Annotated in this window: 14 protein-coding genes and 1 tRNA gene; 8 read left to right on the forward strand and 7 right to left on the reverse strand. The window is 62.1% G+C overall.

Features of this window, described 5'->3' with window-relative positions; translation table 11 throughout:
* A partial coding sequence (locus C493_RS03395; protein ID WP_152421088.1) for a sugar phosphate nucleotidyltransferase occupies positions 1 to 337 on the reverse strand: 337 nt, incomplete at its 3' end.
* Between the two features lie 320 nt (positions 338 to 657).
* Here C493_RS03395 and C493_RS03400 point away from each other — a divergent pair.
* Together C493_RS03400 and C493_RS03405 are read left to right on the forward strand one after the other, a co-directional pair.
* Positions 658 to 1,659, forward strand: coding sequence for a GNAT family N-acetyltransferase (locus tag C493_RS03400; RefSeq protein WP_007258003.1), 1,002 nt, complete (start codon positions 658 to 660; stop codon positions 1,657 to 1,659).
* 494 nt (positions 1,660 to 2,153) lie between these two features.
* A complete protein-coding gene (locus C493_RS03405; protein WP_007258004.1) occupies positions 2,154 to 3,029 on the forward strand; it encodes a polysaccharide deacetylase family protein in 876 nt (291 codons plus the stop codon).
* Here C493_RS03405 and C493_RS03410 read toward each other — a convergent pair.
* The 3 genes from C493_RS03410 to C493_RS03420 form a co-directional block, all read right to left on the reverse strand.
* Positions 3,019 to 4,008 carry a glycosyltransferase family 2 protein gene (locus C493_RS03410; protein ID WP_007258005.1) on the reverse strand — a complete coding sequence of 330 codons (990 nt, stop codon included), beginning with the start codon at positions 4,006 to 4,008 and terminating at the stop codon, positions 3,019 to 3,021. The genes C493_RS03405 and C493_RS03410 overlap by 11 nt on opposite strands.
* 144 nt (positions 4,009 to 4,152) lie before the next feature.
* The gene (locus C493_RS03415) at positions 4,153 to 6,297 is read right to left on the reverse strand and encodes a DUF2206 domain-containing protein (protein ID WP_007258006.1); all 2,145 of its coding nucleotides are present in this window, start codon (positions 6,295 to 6,297) and stop codon (positions 4,153 to 4,155) included.
* 434 nt (positions 6,298 to 6,731) lie between these two features.
* Positions 6,732 to 8,147, reverse strand: a complete 1,416-nt coding sequence (locus tag C493_RS03420; RefSeq protein WP_007258007.1) for a flippase — start codon at positions 8,145 to 8,147, stop codon at positions 6,732 to 6,734.
* A gap of 298 nt (positions 8,148 to 8,445) precedes the next feature.
* Here C493_RS03420 and C493_RS03425 point away from each other — a divergent pair, with 298 nt between their 5' ends.
* From C493_RS03425 to C493_RS03445, 5 genes are all read left to right on the forward strand, one after another.
* Complete coding sequence (locus C493_RS03425) at positions 8,446 to 9,519, forward strand: lipid II:glycine glycyltransferase FemX (protein WP_049889105.1); 1,074 nt, start codon at positions 8,446 to 8,448, stop codon at positions 9,517 to 9,519.
* Positions 9,520 to 9,600: 81 nt separating this feature from the next.
* Positions 9,601 to 10,506, forward strand: a complete 906-nt coding sequence (locus tag C493_RS03430) for a glycosyltransferase family 2 protein (protein WP_007258009.1) — start codon at positions 9,601 to 9,603, stop codon at positions 10,504 to 10,506.
* A gap of 40 nt (positions 10,507 to 10,546) precedes the next feature.
* A complete protein-coding gene (locus C493_RS03435; protein WP_007258010.1) occupies positions 10,547 to 11,482 on the forward strand; it encodes a glycoside hydrolase family 16 protein in 936 nt (311 codons plus the stop codon).
* Between the two features lie 419 nt (positions 11,483 to 11,901).
* Complete coding sequence (locus C493_RS03440; protein WP_007258011.1) at positions 11,902 to 13,722, forward strand: family 16 glycosylhydrolase; 1,821 nt, start codon at positions 11,902 to 11,904, stop codon at positions 13,720 to 13,722.
* Between the two features lie 221 nt (positions 13,723 to 13,943).
* Positions 13,944 to 15,158 (forward strand): carboxylate--amine ligase, encoded by a 1,215-nt coding sequence (locus C493_RS03445; RefSeq protein ID WP_007258012.1) that lies wholly within the window; start codon positions 13,944 to 13,946, stop codon positions 15,156 to 15,158.
* A 20-nt stretch (positions 15,159 to 15,178) separates the two neighbouring features.
* On the opposite strand, the gene C493_RS03450 is transcribed toward C493_RS03445, so the two are convergent.
* The 3 genes from C493_RS03450 to C493_RS03460 all read right to left on the reverse strand — a co-directional run bounded on the left by C493_RS03450 (position 15,179) and on the right by C493_RS03460 (position 16,467).
* Entirely contained in the window at positions 15,179 to 15,661 is a 483-nt protein-coding gene (locus C493_RS03450; RefSeq protein ID WP_007258013.1) for a metal-dependent hydrolase, read from the reverse strand.
* Positions 15,654 to 16,253 (reverse strand): hypothetical protein, encoded by a 600-nt coding sequence (locus tag C493_RS03455; protein WP_007258014.1) that lies wholly within the window; start codon positions 16,251 to 16,253, stop codon positions 15,654 to 15,656. The genes C493_RS03450 and C493_RS03455 overlap by 8 nt, the downstream gene beginning before the upstream one ends.
* A 141-nt stretch (positions 16,254 to 16,394) precedes the next feature.
* Positions 16,395 to 16,467 (reverse strand) — tRNA-Arg (locus C493_RS03460).
* 775 nt (positions 16,468 to 17,242) lie between these two features.
* On the opposite strand from C493_RS03460, the gene C493_RS03465 reads away from it, so the two are divergent.
* On the forward strand, positions 17,243 to 18,508 hold the full coding sequence (locus C493_RS03465; protein WP_241430871.1) for a glycosyltransferase family 2 protein: 1,266 nt from the start codon (positions 17,243 to 17,245) through the stop codon (positions 18,506 to 18,508).
* Positions 18,509 to 18,735 lie beyond the last annotated feature (227 nt).

Consider the following 18,735-nt stretch of genomic DNA (forward strand, 5'->3'; position numbering starts at 1 on the left):
CCCGCTCAGAGATGTGTATAAGAGACAGGTTCAGAACGGCGAAGGGGCCGTCGATGTGTTCGCTGGCGGCGTTGACGGCGTCGGCCGTCCCGGCCTGTTCGGTCTGGACCGCATACGAGACCGGAACGTCGCGGTACGTCTCGCCGAAGTAGTCGCGGACGGTGTCGGCTTCGTAGCCGACGACGAGGACGATTTCGTCCGCGCCGGCGTCGATCGCCGCGTCGATCGTGTGGGCGACGAGCGGCCGGTCGGCGACCGGCAGCATCGGTTTCGGTACCGAATCAGAGAGAGGTCGAATACGTGTCCCCTGGCCCGCCGCGAGAACGACAGCTTTCATACGTTGGTCGGTTCCATGACCTGCCGGATAAGCGGTTCGCTCCATCACGCTAACTGCCGATCGGTTGATCAGACCGCGACGCGGCGAAACGATGCCGCGTGCACCCGTCAGTGAGAACTCTCGACCAGACGAGGTAACCAACGATTGGACCCGCTGGCGGGAAATCGGTTGCGACGCCGACGAACGTGGTCTGGCGCGCTCGGTCGGTTCGGTTGCGCTCGTGCAGAAGTGACCGGGTACTACCGCCCGTTACGGGACATTAGTCGCTCACAACGATTACCGGCGTATAAGAAACATCTCGTGGTCGGCCCCTCCGGGTAATGAGAATCGAAGAACTCACACTCGAAGAATGGGAGGACGAGTTTCCGGCGGACGGGTTCGGCGTCTTCCATCGTCCGGAAGCCCTCCAGGTGCTTGAGGAGTACTGGTCCGGTCGGCTGCTGTTGTACGGCGGCTATCGCGGCGAACAGCTCGTCGGGCTGATGCCGCTGTTCGTTCGGACGATCGCCGGCGTCACGGCCGTACTGTCTCCGCCGCCCGGGTTTAGCGTCCCTCGGCTCGGACCGATCCTCTTGCCGGCGAGTCCGAAACCCCACAAGCGTGAGCGAACGAACCGAGAGTTCGTCGAACAGGTCCTCGAAAAGGTGGGTGCCGACGATCCGCTAACGCTCGTCGGAACGGTGGCGACGCCGGCGTACGCGGATCCGCGTCCGTTTCGCTGGCACGGGTTCGACGTCGAACCACGCTTTACCTACAGCATCGACCTCGCCGACCGCGATATCGACGACGTGATGATGTCGTTTTCGAAAGATCTTCGGACGGAGATACGGGACGCACAGGAACTCCCGCTCACGGTCTCCGTCGCGGACGTGGACGCTGCGGCGTTCGTTTACGATCGCTATCAGGACCGGTTCGAAGAGCAAGGGCTCTCCATGCCGACGTCTCGAGACTTCGCGATCGACCTGGTACACGCGCTCGGCGATCACGCGCGGGTCTACGTCGTAGAGGGGCCGGACGGCGAACGGCTGAGCGGGATACTAGTGCTGTACTCCGACGAGGTCGCCTACTCGTGGATGGGTGGGACGCCGGCGTACTACGAGGGCACGAGCGTAAACGGCCTCCTCGAGAAACACCTCATGAGCGATATTCTCACGGAGCCCGAGCTAGAGTCGATCGTCGCGTACGACCTCGGAAACGCGAACAAAGAGCAACTCGTCGAACAGAAGAGCAAGTACGCACCCGAACTCGTCTCGCACTACGAACTCAAATCCGGACCGCTGATGTCGGTGGCAAAGCGTGTTTACCAGGAACTGACGTACTAGGTGTCGCTGGGCGGGGATCGCCGAGCGCGGCCGCGCGGGTCGCACGCGAACCGGCACGGCAGAGCGTTTCGCCCCGAATTCGCGGCGCCATCTTATCGGACAATAACCATTTTCCGACGGTGTCGACGAAACACGTGGTGTCGAAAGGCGGCGCGGGCCGCCTCGAGGGCGGACACCGGCACGGGCGAGTTTATCGCGGTGGTGACGCGACGAAAACCCCGCCTTGTGTCGTCGCGCCGGAAATACGAGTCACAACGGATCGGTAGCGCCGAATCCCTCGCGTCGGAGCGTCTCTGTATCCCGCCTATAACAATGCTCGACAGCGGACAGCAGTTCGCCGTGACACGGGCAACGAAACGCACACGGGCAACGGAGTCGGTACCCATCGTGCGTCCGAGCGCGTTGGTCGGAGTGAGGACGGGTGCCGACGACCGAGACCGGCTCGGAACTCGGGACGCGACGAGCGAAGAGCGACGCACCTGGAGGACGGATCGATGACGGGGCCGATCGGGCCCCTCGGCGACGCCGGATGGCCCTTCGACGGCGCGGTTGCACTGACGCTCGATCTGGAGTGTGATTACGGGACGGCGCTCGAGACGAACACCTACGAGGCCGCGAGACGGACGCCGAAACTGCGCTCGTTGCTCGAGACGTACGACGTGCCGCTGACCTGCTTTCTGCAGACGGAGCTGCTCGAGGACGCGCCCGAGGCCGTCGAGTCCCTCGAGCGGGCGTCGGTTCCCGTCGAGTTCCACGCGCACTCGCACACGCACCCGCATCCGAAGCGGGCGGATTTCGCGGCCGAACTCGACGAGAGTCTCGAGCGAATCGACGACCGGTACGCGAACGAGGTCGTCGGGTACCGATTTCCGGACGGGGCGATTCCGTCCGACGGGTACGAACTCCTCGCCGAACGCGAGGTCGATTTTAGCTCGAGCCTCTTTCCGACGTGGCGACCCGGTCGGTTCGACAATATCGACCGACCGATCTTCCCTCACGCGCCGCGTCCCGACCTGGTCGAACTCCCGTTGACGCCCTTCTCTTCGACGGTGCGGGTTCCCGTTTCGCTCTCGTATCTGAAGGTGCTCGGGCGGCCGTATCAGTGGCTCACGGAGCGGCGTCCGCCGAGCGTGATCGTCTTCGATCTGCATATGCACGACCTCACGACCCCGTCGGCGATCGACTCGCTTCCCTCGTCGTACCGACTACTCTACGAACGACGCCGCGACCGAGGGTACGCGATCCTTCGATCGTTCATCGAGACTCTCCAGCGGCGCGGATTTCGCTTCGTCACGATGTCCGAACTGTACGCCGCGTTCGAGAACGCGTCCGACGATCGATCGGAAACCGATGCCCGCATCACCAGGTGAACCGTTCGGGATTACCGAGCAGGCGCCGTGGATGCGGCCCGTACAGCCAGAAAAACAGCATCGTATCCCTGGATTTGACCAGCGAGATCGTCATTCCGTCGACGACGTTTCGCTGCGCCAACAGCTCGTTTCGCTGCTGCCAGAGCGTCTCGAAAATTCGTTTCATCGGTCCGATTTTGAACCCCGTACGGGCGAATCCGTACGCCGACCACAGCAGCGTCGAGAACACGACGTAGCGCCACGGAAGGTTCCGAACGGCCAGCCGGATCCGGTTGCCGACCAGCAGTTCCAGGACGACGTGGTCCGGCCGTCGAGCCGTCGGTGACTTCTTGTGGCGAACGACCACCGAGGGGACGTAGAGAATGTCGTATCCCGAATCGAGGACGCGGATGGAAAGGTCCATCTCTTCGAACCCGTACTCGAAATTATCCGGGAAGTCGCCGGCCGATTCGAGCGCCGACCGACGGATTGCGGTGCCGACGCCGATGAAGCTGGTCGTCCGGTACTCCTCGGTCGGATCGGTCTCGAAGTCCGGCGGATCGGGAATCTCTTTTCTGAGGATCTCGTCGTCGTAGTAGTCGCGACTCTGAAACGCGAGGACTCCGACGTCTGCTTCGCGTTGAAACCGAGAGACGATGATGTCCGTCGCGTCCGGACTCGCGAAGACGGCGTCGTCGTCGGTCGTGACGAGGATCTCGCCCGAGGCTCGTTCGTAGCCGATGTTTCGCGCTTCCGGCGGACTCAACCGGGTTGGAAAGTCGTAGAGCGTGACCTCCGGTCGGTCGAAACGCGCGCCCGATTCGAACATCGAGGCGGTCTCGTCGGTCGATCCGCTGACGACGATCACCTCGATCGGCCGGTACGACTGCTCGAGGACGGAGTCGACCGCTTCCGCCAGATCGTCGGGGCGATTGTACGTCGGGATAACGTACGAAACGAGCGGCTCACCGTCGTCGCTCTGTGTCGGCGTGGCTGCCATGTGAAAGCGCTCATCTGCGACGGGCATAATAAACGTTGAGGAGAAGAATACGGGATTACCCGACGCACCCCGGACGGAAACGTCGTATTTTCGTCCGGACACTTATTGTCGACTGTCTGACAGTTCAGCCTCGCCGATAGTCGCTCAATCCGCGCCGGTGGCCGGTTCGACGATCGTCACATCGTCGTTCTGATACGCGATCGACCGATCCTCGAGAACGACCTCGACCTCGGCGGCGCTCAGAGACGACACGGGAACTTCGTCGGGGTCGCCGTCGTCGATCGCGGCGTGGCGGATGAACACGTAGCCGTCGCGGGTTTCTTCGGGTTCGAACGTCGGTTCCCACTCGTCTTTGAGCATGACGATCTCGACGGTGTAGTGTCCCTCCGGTGTCACGGCGCGAAACAGCTGGGAGGACGTTCGGTCGGTGTATATCGGCGCGAGGTCGTCCTCCGACAACGCCTCGGCGTCGGCCGCCGTCTCGACGGGCTCGACGTCGGGCTGGCTTTCGATCCACTCGGCGGCTTCGATCTCGTCGTCGCTGAACGAGTAGTCGTGTGCGTCCTCGTTGAACGTGTAGTCTGAGGCGGACCCGATCGCGGCGCCCGCAAGACCCGCGTTGATGACGAACAGGGCGGCCAGCAGGGCCGCGATCGCCGACCAGTGCTCCTTCGAAATGCCGGGAGCGCGCTCGGCCGCTGTGGCGAGCGCGGAGAACCCGACGACGGCGAACGGCGCGAGAACCAGTAGAACCATCTGATACACCCTGTCGGCCCACAGGTCGACGATGAGCACGTACGACGTGCCCAGAAAGAGAAACAGCGGAAGCGCGATCGCGGTGAATTCGACCTGGTCTCGACGAAGCGTGACGTCCCGCCAGACGCGATAGAGCGTCGACGACGTCTTCCAGGCGAGACCGAGTGCGATGAGCAGCGTCAACAGGACGTAGAGCGCGAGATTTACCTGTTGGACGAGCGCTTCCTGGCCCGCGACGTAGCTCGCCCCCGATCCGGCGGCGGTATCCTCCCCGAGGGTCGCGAGCTGCGCGACGATCGACACCGGAATCGAAGCGAGCGTCTCGAGCAACTGACTCGAGGCGTAGGCGTACCACGCCGTCGCGCCGACGAGGAACCCGGTCGGGTACAGCGGTGAAAGCCCGTTGTCGTATCCCCCGTGGATTCGATCGAGGAGGAAAAGCCCGATCGATGCGGCGAGAGCCGAGAGTCCGAAGACGTACGCCGAACCGTAGTGTGACTGGACGAGTCCGATCGCCAACAGGACGGCGGCGGCTTTCTCCCCCCGCCCGTGAGAACTGCGATGGAAATACAGGAGGAGCAACAACACCACGAACACCTGAGAGAGCTGCTGTTTTTCAGGCGTATGATAGAACGTGCCGTGGTAAAATACGAAGAACAGACAGCCGTACAGTGCGACGTTCGTCCCGAAGAGATCGCGTGCGAGGTAGTACAGCCCCACCGGAACCGTCGCAAAGATGATCGGATAAACGACGATGAGAACCGTCGTTAGCTCGAGGCCCGTCAAGACGGAGTACGCGGCCGGCACCGCAGCGACGACCGGCAGCGACGAAAGCGATCCGCCGACGTCCGGCGCCCACTGGTGGTTCTCTGCGATCACCGAGGAGAGAAAGAAGTTGTACTGGATGTCCGCGCCGACGACGTGGGTCGCGGTGAGATTTCGGTGGAGGAGTACGGAGACGGCGACGAGAAACACCGTGACCGGATACTGCTGGGGTCGGATCAACCGCGTCGCGGAAAGCAGCGTGACGAGCGCCACGCCGACGACGAACAGTCCCATTCCGTAGTTGGCACCGAAGCGGCTCATCTGCCAGGCGCCGACGACGGCCAGCACCGGAAGGAGACACGGAATAGCGTACGTGGAAAGTGGTTTGGCGATCGGAACGTGAAGCTCGCGCGACCGGTCCCTCGTGAGCCACGCGAAAAGAGACAGCGCGAAGATAAGTGCGGAGACGATAGCCGCGAGCGGAATCAACGACAGCGGTTCGGCGACGCCGAGCGGCGGAAGAATCACGCTCGCGAGGACGGTGACGACCGACAGCACGACGAGGCTCAGCCCGACCGCGAACACGGAGAACTCGCCGGCGCCGCGCGTTCGAACGCCGAGGAGGTGAACGAGCAATCCGCCCGGAACGATCCCGAGCAGTACCACGCCGAACAGCGCTCGAACGGGCGGAATCGCGAGGCCGACTGACCCGAGACCGATGCTGACCCAGAATCCGACGAGCATGCTCAGCACGATCGTAATAACCACTGACGGACGCCAGTCGACGGACGTATCGAAAACCGATATTGAGTGTGCCATTGATGAAATCTCGAGCGGTTGTCTGCGCGGGTACCGCTCGAAAAACCCCTGTCGGATTAACGGCTCTCGACTGTTTTTCGAATAATGTTCAATTTATGTTTCAGTACTCCCTGTTGACGATAGTCGTCCGAACGCGACGCGTAGCGTCTACGACACCGCTATAGTAGCCGCTGACCGCCCCCGCACATCTGCTCGCAGGATGGCGTCGTGATCAGCGTGTCACTCGGTTCGGTGGCTCCGACGCTCCGGCGTTCCGGAATAGCGCCGGATCGGACCGGCTCGCGACGACCTGCACGGGACGCGGGGATTCGAAGCCGAAGTCGATCGATCGGCGGAGAGCGCTGACGGCGTTCGACGATCGACCGCGTCGAAACGGAGCGGCTTCAAATGAGCGCTCGTACCGCCGGAACGACGACGTCGTTTCGGACCGTCGAGATCGAAATCACGAAGATTCCGTACAGCACCATGCCGAATCCGATCATGGCGAACAACACGGCGGTGTTCGTGACGGGGACGATCGATTGAACGCCGAGAAGAATCGCGCCCATGAGGGCCGACGAGGCGACGTACCAGCCGGCGATCCGATACGGAAACTCGATCGTGATGAGCCGACTGAGGTAGTACGAGTGCAACGCTGCGCTGACGATGCCGGCGACCGTCGTCGCGATCGCTGCACCGACGAACCCGACGGTGAGAACGAGAACGGGGTTGAGAACGAGGTTGACCCCGACGGTGACGAGCGTCGCGATGGCGGCGAGATCGGGCCGGTCTATCCCGCGAAGCGTGCTTTCGATGATATCGTCAACGGACTGCACCAGCTTCTCGACCAGCAGAATAGCGAGCACCGCGGCGCCGATCGCGTACTCGGGTCCGAACAGGAACCCCAGCAGCTCCGGTGCGAAAATCGTCCCGCCGACGAGCGCCGGAACCGAAAACAGCAATCCGAACGAGATCCCCTTCGAGACGACCCACTCGATCTCGTCCTGGTTTCCGTCGGCGTCCCACTGGCTTACCTGCGGGAAGATAGTCCAGCCGATGGATTTGCTGACGAGTAACACGAGGAGCGTAACCTGCCAGGACACCTCGTACACGCTGACGAACTGCTGGGTAAGGAAAAAGCCGATAATCGCGACGTCCATCCACTGGTACACCCGGCCTCCCGTCGACGAGATCGCGTGGAACTTCGCGTACCGGACGAGCGATCGAATCGGTCCGATCGCCGGCCGGCCGATTCGGGTCCGACACTTCGTGTATCCCCAGACGGCCGTCACGAGACCCGAGACGGCGAGCGCGACGGCGATTGCCATCACGCCGTAGCCGAGCGACACCGCGACGGCGCCGATGCTGACCCAGAGCAACCGCTGCGTGAACATGACGCCGGCCGTTTCGCCGACCCGAAGTTCGCCGCGCAACGTCTGGACGAACAGGTCTGAGAGTTCGAACGTCGCGAGCGCCAGAATCAGCACGATCGCCAGATCGGCTCCGATATACGCGTTCACGAAGGGACGAGCGGCCAGGACGACCGCGGCGACACACGCGTACAGAATCGCTTTCAGGAACAGCGCCGATCCGAGCATTCGGTCCGGATCTTCGCCTTCGCTCAGTCGCTTCTCGAGAGCGCCGCGAACGCCCAGATCCGCCGGAATCGAGAGTAAACCGATTAACGCCTGAAAGAGGAACAGCGAACCCAGTTCGCTCGCACCGAGCTGGCGTGCGAAATAGATCACGGCGAAAAAGAGGATCAGTGACCGTCCGGACTGCATGAGAAAGAGTTTGAAGGTCGAACGGCCGAGATTCATGGCCGCATAGTGAGGAACGATGGTATTGAGAGTGAGGGGAGTAGTCGATCGTTAGCGCCGGGGGTACGAAGGGACTACAGAACCGTTTCGCGGGTAATGATTCGCGACCGATTGTCGCGTTCGCTTACCGGTCAGTCGGGTACGGATGTGATTCATAACCCCCGGTACTGAGTGGCCTCGTATGAGAGACGACAGCGCACGCCGCAACGCGAAACGAACGGACGAAACACGAACCGCGCGAGCGAACGGTGACGTCCGACTGCTGTCGACCGTTGTGGACCGCTGGGTGAGTTGAATCATGAGCGAGTCTTCACCCAGCACCTCGCAGTTGGACGTCCGAACGTACCGCAAGCCGGCGGCGTGGAACGCGTTTCTCGAGGAGAACGACGGCCCGGTGTACGGGTCGTGGGAGTGGGGGGACGCGGTCGAAACGTACGGCCACGATCGGTACTACCTCGCCGTCGAAGCGGACGGCGAGATCGTCGGCGCGCTTCCGCTCGTTCACATCGAGAGTTTCGTGTTCGGCTCCAAGCTGGTCTCCCCGCCGTACGCCGCTCGAGGCTCGGTTGTCGTCGACGAGGCCGCCTCCTCGGCGGTGACGTCGTTGTTGGTGGATCACGCGAGATCGCTGGCCGACGAACTAGCAGTCGATTTCGTCAGTCTCCGTGGCAAGGATCTCGACGACATCGATCCGTTCGAAAAGCGGACCCGCTTCGTAACGCACCGCGTCGATCTCTCCGGTGGCACGGAACGAGTCTGGGAAAACGTCCAGGAGAGTCGACGTCGACAGATCGAACAGGCCGCCGACGATCCGACGCTCGAGTACACAGTCGGACGATCCCTGTCGGAGCTCCGCGAGTACTACGACTTGCACCTCCAGTCGATGCGGGGCCACGGGACGCCGGCTCACTCGTTCGAGTTCTTCCGGACGCTCTGGGAGCTTACGGAAGCGGGACCCGGAGACGTTCACCTCGGGATGATACGGCGAAACGGCTCGCCGATCAACGCGATCCTCGATCTCTCGCTCGGCGGAACCACCTATCAGTGGGGCGTCGTCAACGATTACGAGTACCGGGAGCTAAACGGCGGGAGCTGGCTGTTGTGGAAATCCCTCGAGCGCGCAGCCGAGGCGGGGTACGAGACGTACGAGATGGGGCGGACCCGCGAGGGGTCCGGCGTCTACATGTTCAAAAAGAGCTTCGGCGGGTCGAAGACGTGGTACGACGATTATCACTACTTCCCCGACGGCGACGCCAGCCTTCCGGATCCCGAAGACGACAAATACGAGCCGGTAAAGCGCGTCTGGAAGAAACTCCCGCTCCCCGTCACGAGAACCGTTGGCCCGTTCGTTCGCAAGGATATCAGCCTCTGAACGCATGGCAGGATACCGACCGACCGACAGTTCGAGGGGAGTCGAGTCGTCCCGGCAGCGCAACACCGAATCAACCGACGCATGAGTTACACGTACGATCACCTCGTCGAACACGTCAAGACCGCGTTTTCGGACCGACACAGTTCCGGCGAGTCGGCGAGCTACGACGGACCGCTCGAGTCGCTGCCGATCTCCGTCTGTCTCACCACGAAAAACAACGTCGAGACGATCGACGCGTGTCTCGAGAGCGTCCACGCCTGGACGGACGAGATCGTCGTCGTCGACAGTAACAGTCAGGACGGGACCGTCGAGCGCTGCGAAGCGTACGGCGCGAACGTCTACCAGCACGAGTTCGAGAGCTTCGCCCAGATAAAGACGCAGGCGATGGAGCACGCGGAAAACGACTGGGTGTTCATCCTCGACGCGGACGAGAAGGTACCGGAGACGCTCAGAGACGAGATCCTCTCGACGTTCGGCACACCCGGAATCGTCGCCTTCCTCATCGAAAAACAGGAGTACATGATGGGGGCTCGAACCAACCAGTACCACTACAAACGACCGTATCTCGCCCGCAAGGACGTCCTGTACTTCCAGAACGAGTACATCTGGGAGCGCCTCTCCGTCGAGGAGGCGTACGAAGATCGGACGGAGACGCTCTCGAGTCGCATCGACCACTACCGGTTCGACCGCGCCTCGGAGATCGAATCGAAGATGATGCAGTACAGCGCGCTCGAGGCCCTCCAGGCCGTCGAGGGCGACGGCGGCGAGAGTTTCCTCTCGTTTCTGGTCCGAGGAATCGCCGTCGCCGGCGACCGACTCGTGATCAGTCGCGGACTCCTCGACGGCTACCGCGGATTCTACGTCGCGTTTCTGGAGTTTTACCAAATGATCGCAGCCTACGTCAAGGTTCGAGATATCTACCGCTTGCAGCGTCGGTATCCCGACCGCTGGAGAGAGATCTGGATTCGAGAGGAATGCCGGCGGTAATCGACCGAGCGGCGATCCGTCCGTTGTACGATACCCACCGATGACCCGAAATACCGATACCCCGTTCAGACGTACCGTTCTCCGTACCGGCGCCGCGGCCGTCGCCGCGTTCGGCGCCGGCTGTTTCAGCGCGCCCGACGAGACCGATCCCGCGGACAACGAAACGAGCGACGACGAAACGATCCCCGACGTTCCGCCGGAAGACGACGACGAACTCGAGCTCGTCTTCGAGGACTGGTTCGAGGAAAACACCGTCGACGCGGGCGTCTGGGAGACGGAGTTCCCGTGGGGCGAACGGATACACAACTTCAACGCCTACGCGTCCACGAACAACTCGTACGTCTACGACGATCGGCTCGTTCTCGAGGCCAGGGAAGAAGAGCGGTATATCGGCGACCTCGAGGAGGCCGACCAGAGCCGTGACGTCGGTGGACCGGACGAAGAGACGGAAGGCGACGACGATGACGACGAACGCGACGAGGAGCAATCGGACGTCGTCCCGTACACGACGGGTGTCGCGACCCCGTATCGGTCGTTCTCGCCGGGCTTCATCGAAGGCCGAATTCGCGTTCCGCCGACCGTCGACGGCTTCTGGCCGGCGTTCTGGCTCACGCCGGACGACGCGTGGCCGCCCGAAATAGACATCTTCGAATTCTTCGGCTCGGATCCGTGTGCGTACGTCAACTACCACTATCGCGATTCGGAGGGAAGCATCACCGACGACCAGGCGTCGTACTGCGACTCGACGTTCAGCGACGACTTTCACGAGTACGCCGTCGACTGGCGGGAGGATCGAATCGTCTGGTACATTGACGGCGAAGAAGTGTACCGGTTCGACGACGAGGAGTACATCTCGACGACCGAAATGCGTCTTATTCTCAACTTCGGCGTCGACGCGTCGTTTATCGGCGAGCCCTCGTCTGACGATCTCCCCGCGTACATGGAGATCGACTGGGTTAGGGCGTGGGAGCGCTGATCGGCACCCGCTCGAGGGTATCGGTCGTTCGGTTTGCACGTGCGTAGGCGGCACACCGTAATCGGCCGGGAACTGCTGTGCCCGTCAGCTGCGGCGTGCGAACGAGAAACACGTGCGATATCAGAAAAACTACCGGTAGTAACACGCGAGTCTCGAACCGATGGCCGCCGTCAGCGACCGATTGGCCGCCGCTGATCGAGCGGTAGAGAGGGTCTCTCTCAGCTGAAGCTATTGCACTAGAATTTGATGGTCGTTCACCGGTACTAAATTTACGACTAGATATCTAGTTAAATAATGTATGAATCGTGAGTTTCTTCTTACAAAAAAGAATTATAGGAACCGAATTCATTCACTGAATCGGAACGATGGCACGCGAACGAAAGTCTGGAAGTAGAGATAGTGACGAAAACAGATCACTCGTGAGTCGCCGAAACTGGCTCAAACTGACCGGCGCGAGCACCGCGGCGGCGGTCGGCGGCCTCACGATCGGGGCAGCTCCCGTCTCGGCGACCGACGGCGGTCCGAGCGATCCGGAAAACTGGAGCCTCGTCCTCGAAGATCAGTTCGAAGGATCGACGCTCGATACGGATAACTGGGACGTCGGCTTCGGCTGGGGGAACGATGCAAACGGTGACGACGCTACGGTTACCGCGGATAACGTCGTCGTCGATAACGGAACGCTCCGCCTGCTGATCACCCACGGCGGGGGAGGGCGCAACGACGTGTACCAGGGAGCGATCAATTCCCGGAACCGACAGTCGTTCGGTCCGGGCCATTACTTCGAAGCGAGGATACGGATGCCGGGTCGGGAAGGATTGCTTCCCGCGTTCTGGGGGAAACCGAACACGGAAGATTGGCCGCCCGAAATCGATTTCGTCGAACTCTTTCACGACGGCGGCGTCGACGCCGAGACGGCTCATTTCAACGTTCACTGGTCGACCTCCGGCCAGACGAACGACGAGTCGACCCACACGCACAACTCCCTGCCACATTACACGGGCGTCGACCTGACCGACTCGTTTAACGTCTACGGCTGCGCCTGGCACGAAGATAGCATCGACTTCTACTTCAACGGGGAGTACGTCGGGTCCAGAGACGCCTCGAGCATGATGGACGCGGTCAACGCGGGCGCTCCCTTCTACATGATGTTCACCACGCACGTCAATCGCATCGGCAACGCCGATCTCTCGTACGCGTGGGAAGAGGAGATGGCCGTCGACTGGTGTCGCGTCTGGGAGTACACGCCCGGCGACGGCGACGAGTCCGTTCCCGAGGAAAGCGAGGACGAGGCTGACGGCGAACCGGCGGTGAACACGACCGGAACGGCCACCGTTGGCGAAACGAGCTTCGAGGCCACCGGCGAGGTTACCGATCTCGGCGGTCGGTCGCGAGTCGAACGGTATATCGACTACCGCGAGGTCGGCGCCGGCGACTGGGAGTGGGTCGAAGCCGGATCGGCGACGAGCCCGGGCGAGTTCTCCGCGGCCGTCGACGACCTCGAGTCGGAGACGGAGTACGAGTGGTTCGCCGCCGTCTGGGACGCCGACAGCGACGAGGAACTGGCAAGAGGGAGCGTCGAGACCGTGACTACCGGTGAACCGGACGCGAACGACGAACTGCGCGTCTCGACGGTCGAAACGACCGAGGTCGCCGAAACGAGTTTCGAAGCCGTCGGCGATCTCGAGGGGCTCGGCGACGAGGACGAAGTGACGCTGTACGTCGATTACCGCGAGGTCGGCGCCGGGGACTGGGAGTGGGTCGAAGTCGGTTCGGCGACGAGTCCGGGCGAGTTCTCCGCGACCGTCGACGGCCTCGAGTCGGGAACGGAGTACGAGTGGTTCGCCGCCGCCTGGGATGCCGACAGCGACGAAGAGTTGGTGTCCGGCGACGTCGAGACCGTGACCACGGACGCACCTGACGAACCGGAAGCCGCCCGTATCTCGTCGGTGAGGACGGACAACGTCGGAACGACGAGCTTCGAGGCGATCGGCGATCTCGAGAGCCTCGGCGAGGCGGATGCGGTCAACCGCTACGTCGACTATCGCGAGGCCGGTGCCGACGAGTGGCAGTGGAAACCAGTCGGCTCGACGTCGAGTCCGGGTGAGTTCTCTGCGACGCTCACTCGACTCGAGCCGGGAACGGTGTACGAGTGGTTCGCCGCCGCCTGGGACGCCGACAGCGACGAGGAACTGGCGAGGGGCGACGTCGAGACGGTGGCACTCGAGGACGGGTCCGACTGACGTCGCGGCAATAGACTCGACGTGGTGCGGGAGCGACCGGGTGCGACGGCTCTCAGAAGCACCTCGCTCGGCGGTCCGTCCGAGCGGATCGTCGCACTCCGTATCTGACGGCAGGTGAGTCTCACGAGCCCCTCGCTCCGTTACCGGTTCGTCGGAACGAGCAGTTGTCGGGGCGAACAGTCGCCGGGATATATGTGTACGGAGGGGCAGTATTCGGTACGATGGCCCAACGGGCTGCGACGCGGGATGCCGTTCTCGTCCCGGCGACGTACAGCCCCGTGGGATACACGTGCGTTCGATCGCTCGCCCGACGCGGTCTCAGACCGATCGTCGTTTCGGAACACGAGCGCGTTCCCGCCGGCCGGTCGCGATTCTGTGACGAGTACGTCCGCATCTGTAGCCCGTACGAGGATCTGCTCGGCTACAGGGACGAACTGCTGACGCTCGCCGCCCAGCCGCGCGTCAGAACGATCCTGCCGCTCCGCCCGGCGGATCCGTACGTTCTCACGACGTACGGGGAAGCGTTCGAACGGCACGTCTCGCTTTGCGTTCCGTCGGCCGAATCGTTGCGCCGAATCAACGACCGCGTGGCCCTCTACGAGACGGCCGTCGACGCGGGGGTTCCGGTTCCGAAGACGTGGCGCTTCGAAGCGTTCGACGGCTGGGACGATGCGGTGGTCGTCAAATCCCGGTACAACCACCTCACCGCGGCCCAGATCCCGTCGTACACCGAATCCAAATCGAGTACGCAATCGGACGTGATCCACGTTCCGGCCGGGCGCGATCCGGACCCCGAGGCGATCCGCTCGACGATGAAACACAGTCCGATCGTCCAGGAGTACGTCCGAAACGACGACCAGTACGTCTTCGCCGCGCTTTGCGATCGCGGAACGACGGTCGCGACGTTTCAGCATCGGCAGATCCGCGGCGATTCCTACACCGGCGGGGGCGGCGTCTATCGGGAATCGATCGACGACCCGGCACTCGAGCGCGTCGGCCGACGGCTGCTCGACGCGCTCGAGTGGCACGGCGTCGCCTGCGTAGAGTACGCCAAGGATACGGCCACCGGCGAGTACAAGCTTCTCGAACTCAACCCGCGGTTCTGGAAGTCGCTTCCGACGGCCGTCCGCGCCGGTGCGGACTTCCCCGCGTACTACTGCCACCTGGCGACCGGGCGCCCGCCGGCGATCAATCCCGGGTACAAGCGCGGCGTCAGCACGCACTCGCTGTACGGCGAGTTACACCACCTACTGAGCCTCCGATACGACGAGTCGGCGATCGTGGACCGCCCGTCGGTTCCGGCGACGGCGTGGCGGATTATCGAGTCCTGCCTCCGGTCGCCGAACTTCGACATGGCACGCCTCGACGATCCCGTCCCCTTCGTTTGCGGGCTTCGATGGGCGGCCAGAAACGCGATTCGTGGCTCGTTGCCGTGAGGTCGTTCGCTCACCTCGAACTACCGGTGGTACCGGGCGTACCAGACGACGCCCGCAAGGACGGCGCTTACCGCGGCCGGCCAGCGATCCGTGCTCAGGTACAGGTTTCCTGACGGCGGCTGGTAGTCGGTGAGCGGCCAGAAAACGGGGTAAGAGTAGCCGGTGGCGTCGATCAACAGGACGTCGAGCGCGTGGTGAGAGGCCACTCCCAGAAGCAACAATCCGGCGACGCGTCGGCGGTGTGGCGGTGCGGTCAGCAACGCCCCGATCGCGACGGCGAGCAGCGATCCGCCGAGGACGTGAAACGCGCCCCAATCGAAGGGGACCCCGGTCACGGCGGTGATCGTCTCGGACGGAACGACGAGGTCGAGGCGGTTGAGATCGGGGATCGCGGCGCCGATCATCGCCACCGTAACGAACGGCGGCGTGAGCCAGTCGTACCGCCAGGAGAGCAGCGTCGCGAGGACGTACGCGACGAGGACGTGCGTCAGCAGATCAGCCACGGCGGCCGCCCCCGTTCGAGTCCGCGTACTCGTCTTCGGTCGGTTCGTCGGTGGCGTGCGACGCGCCCCCTTCGTCGGACGCGTCCGTCGCCGCTGTCCCGGAGTCGCGGGGAACGAACGCGAACTCGTTCCGGTCGAACCGCCACCCGGCGGCGGCCCGATAGAGGACGCCGGCTGCTCCGAGAACGGAGATCAAATACATGTACGTCAGCTCCCACGGTTCGCGCGTAACCGCCCGCTCGGCCTCGAGGGTGTTCTGGTCAGTCAGCACGCCGTACGCCGATATTTCGGCACCGGAATCGATCTCGGTGTCGCTGACGCCGGTTCCCTCGACGGTGACGACCCACCCACCGTCGTCGTACCAGAGCTGGACGAGCACCGGATCGGTCTCCGTGACGACGCCGTTGAGTTCGACTCGATCGCCGACGTAGCGTTCAGGCGTCGGGCCGACCGCTTCTTCGTCCGGTACGGGCTCCCGGGAGCGGTCGTCGCCAGCCGCACCCGACCAGACGAACGTCGCACAGAGGAGTAACAGGAGAACGCCCATCGCGAGCGCCCGTCCCCGTCGCTCGAGAAATCCGGCAGACGTCATCCACCGCCACCGCCATCGACTGCGTCCGGGATCGACCCGTGAGTCGGGAGTCGACGACCGCGGTGCGTCGCTGCCGGTCCGCGTCGAAAGCCGTTTCTGTGATCGTCCGAATCGTTCATGACGGAGAAATCGAGCGGCGTACAGGCCGGGGTGGATTTGAACCACCGACCAATCGGTTCGGAACCGATCGCTCTGTCCACTGAGCTACCGACCTTCGATGTATCGCTCGAGAAAGTCGATAATAAACGTAACTACCGTAACTAGCATTTCGGAGACCCAAATTACGAATTTTACCAGTTCAACGGAGTAAGGCGGCTGTTGACGCTATGATACCGGTGAAACGAACGAGAGCTCACTGCCGCATCTCGTCGGTGAATCACGAGTCGAGCGGCGGCCAATTACACCTGGTGAAAGCGAGTCACAGAGTAGGCGGAATCGCAAGTTCATCGATGATTACCCGCCAATACCGATGCGAGCGAGCGATTTGAACCCGTTCGAGCGACTCGAGAAATACCGGTATACCGTTCGACGGAGCTGACATTTCTATCGACCGATCGGTTACTGTTTCCGCTCCGAATCGAATCGCGACTCACTGCTGTCGGTCCTTTCACCAGCTATTTCAATTCTAACTAGATTATTATAAAATGATAAAACGGATTCGACTGATCAATGTCTGTTTTCTATATACACTGTGGGTTCGTGAAGGTCATATCAACTTTCGTCACGTGTTTTAATGTGTCAGGTGCGATGAAACGATTGTAGTTCCTTTTTCAGTCTCGGCACAACGGGGCACGAATGATGTCCGAGAGAGGATGGTTCAGTTCAGCTATCGCTGAACCGAAAGAGTACCAGGGGGGTGAGAGTGGAGAATCTAGACCGAACGCGTCTGGACGTATTTCTCGCCAGCATATGGTACGGTCGTCGCCGGTTCTTCAAGGGGATGGTTCAGCGTGGTATACAATATAAAACAACAAAGCGGTCCGAATTTAGTGCGATCCGAGCCAAATAAGAAGCCGGCAATCGGGGTGATCGTTGCAGACGAGTACGCCGATGAGACCGCCCGCGTCATTCTTCGTGCCCACAGCCACGGGCACCCCGTTCTCGTCACCCATCGAGCGGGGGGCGCGGGAGAAGCGCTGACGTTTGCCACGCAACTGGGCGCCCGGGTCGTCCCTCCCGAAGCGAGCGACGACTCGGCCGCAAAGGCGCTCATCGAAGAGTGTCGACGGCTCGATTACCCGGGACTGATAATTCACAACGATCTCGAAAAGCGGATCGACTACGACCGCGCACTGGTCGAGTTTGAAGAGAGCGCTGCGTACGTCGTGCACGCGAAAATCAAAGCGGACGAAACGCGAACCGACACTATCGTCGGTATCCCCGCGTACAACGAAGGAGATTCGATCGCGTCGATCGTTTCGGCGGCCCGAGAGTACGTCGACACGGTTCTCGTCGTCGATGACGGCAGCACGGACGACACCGCTGATGTCGCTCGGAGTGCGGGTGCGACCGTCTTCGAACACCGGCAAAATCTCGGCTACGGCGGTGCGCTCAAAACGGTGTTTCGACGGGCGCTCAAATGGGACGTCGATCACCTCGTTATCCTCGACGGGGACGGACAACACGACCCCGCGGATATTCCCAGGCTACTCGAGCGACAGCGAGATACGGGCGCCGAAATCGTCGTCGGAAGCCGATTCTCACCCGATTCGAACACGATGCTTCCGGTCTATCGACGGATCGGACTCTGGGTCGTCAACACGCTGGTAAACGTGAGTATGCGCGGAGGAAATGCAGCGGTCCGAGATACACAGAGCGGGTTCAGGGCCTACAACGCGCGAGCAATCCGCTCACTGGCAACGGAGCCACTCGGGGACCACATGGACGCCAGTATCGACGTCCTTTATCACGCCCACCGCCACGGCTACCGGATCGAGGAGGTTGGAACGACTATCCGCTACGACGTCGACAACGCGAGTAGCCACAACCCAATCGTTCACGGCCTCGTTCTCGTAAAACGAGCTGTCGAAACGGCGGGGTTCGAACGTCCGAACACCGTCCTTGGCGCGCCCGGCTTTACCGCGGCACTGTTCGGCCTCGTTACGACGCTATTTTTCCTCCTTGGATACGTTCCGCCAGCGTACACTTCGCCGCTGACGGTTATCCTCTCCGCAGTTGTGCTCCTCGCAGGTATCACGGTTTGTTTTCGCGCCGTCGTACTTGGCGCGGTAAACACGAATCGGGAGCACCGGTAGTGGTAGTCGTACTTCGTGACCGCTTGTTCGACTCTCCCCTGCACCCGCTATAGTAGTCAGTGAAAGTCACTGCACACCCGATCGCAAGGTGGCGTCGCGATCGGTGTGTAAATCGTTTCACTGACTACTATAGACCATCGTTCGATCTCTGCATTATTTTCACAGACCACCACTCATTGACATCCACCTCCGCCTGAAGGCGGAGGAATCCCGAGGTTGGGATATTA

It is taken from the genome of Natronolimnohabitans innermongolicus JCM 12255, assembly GCF_000337215.1.
GTDB lineage: Archaea > Halobacteriota > Halobacteria > Halobacteriales > Natrialbaceae > Natronolimnohabitans > Natronolimnohabitans innermongolicus.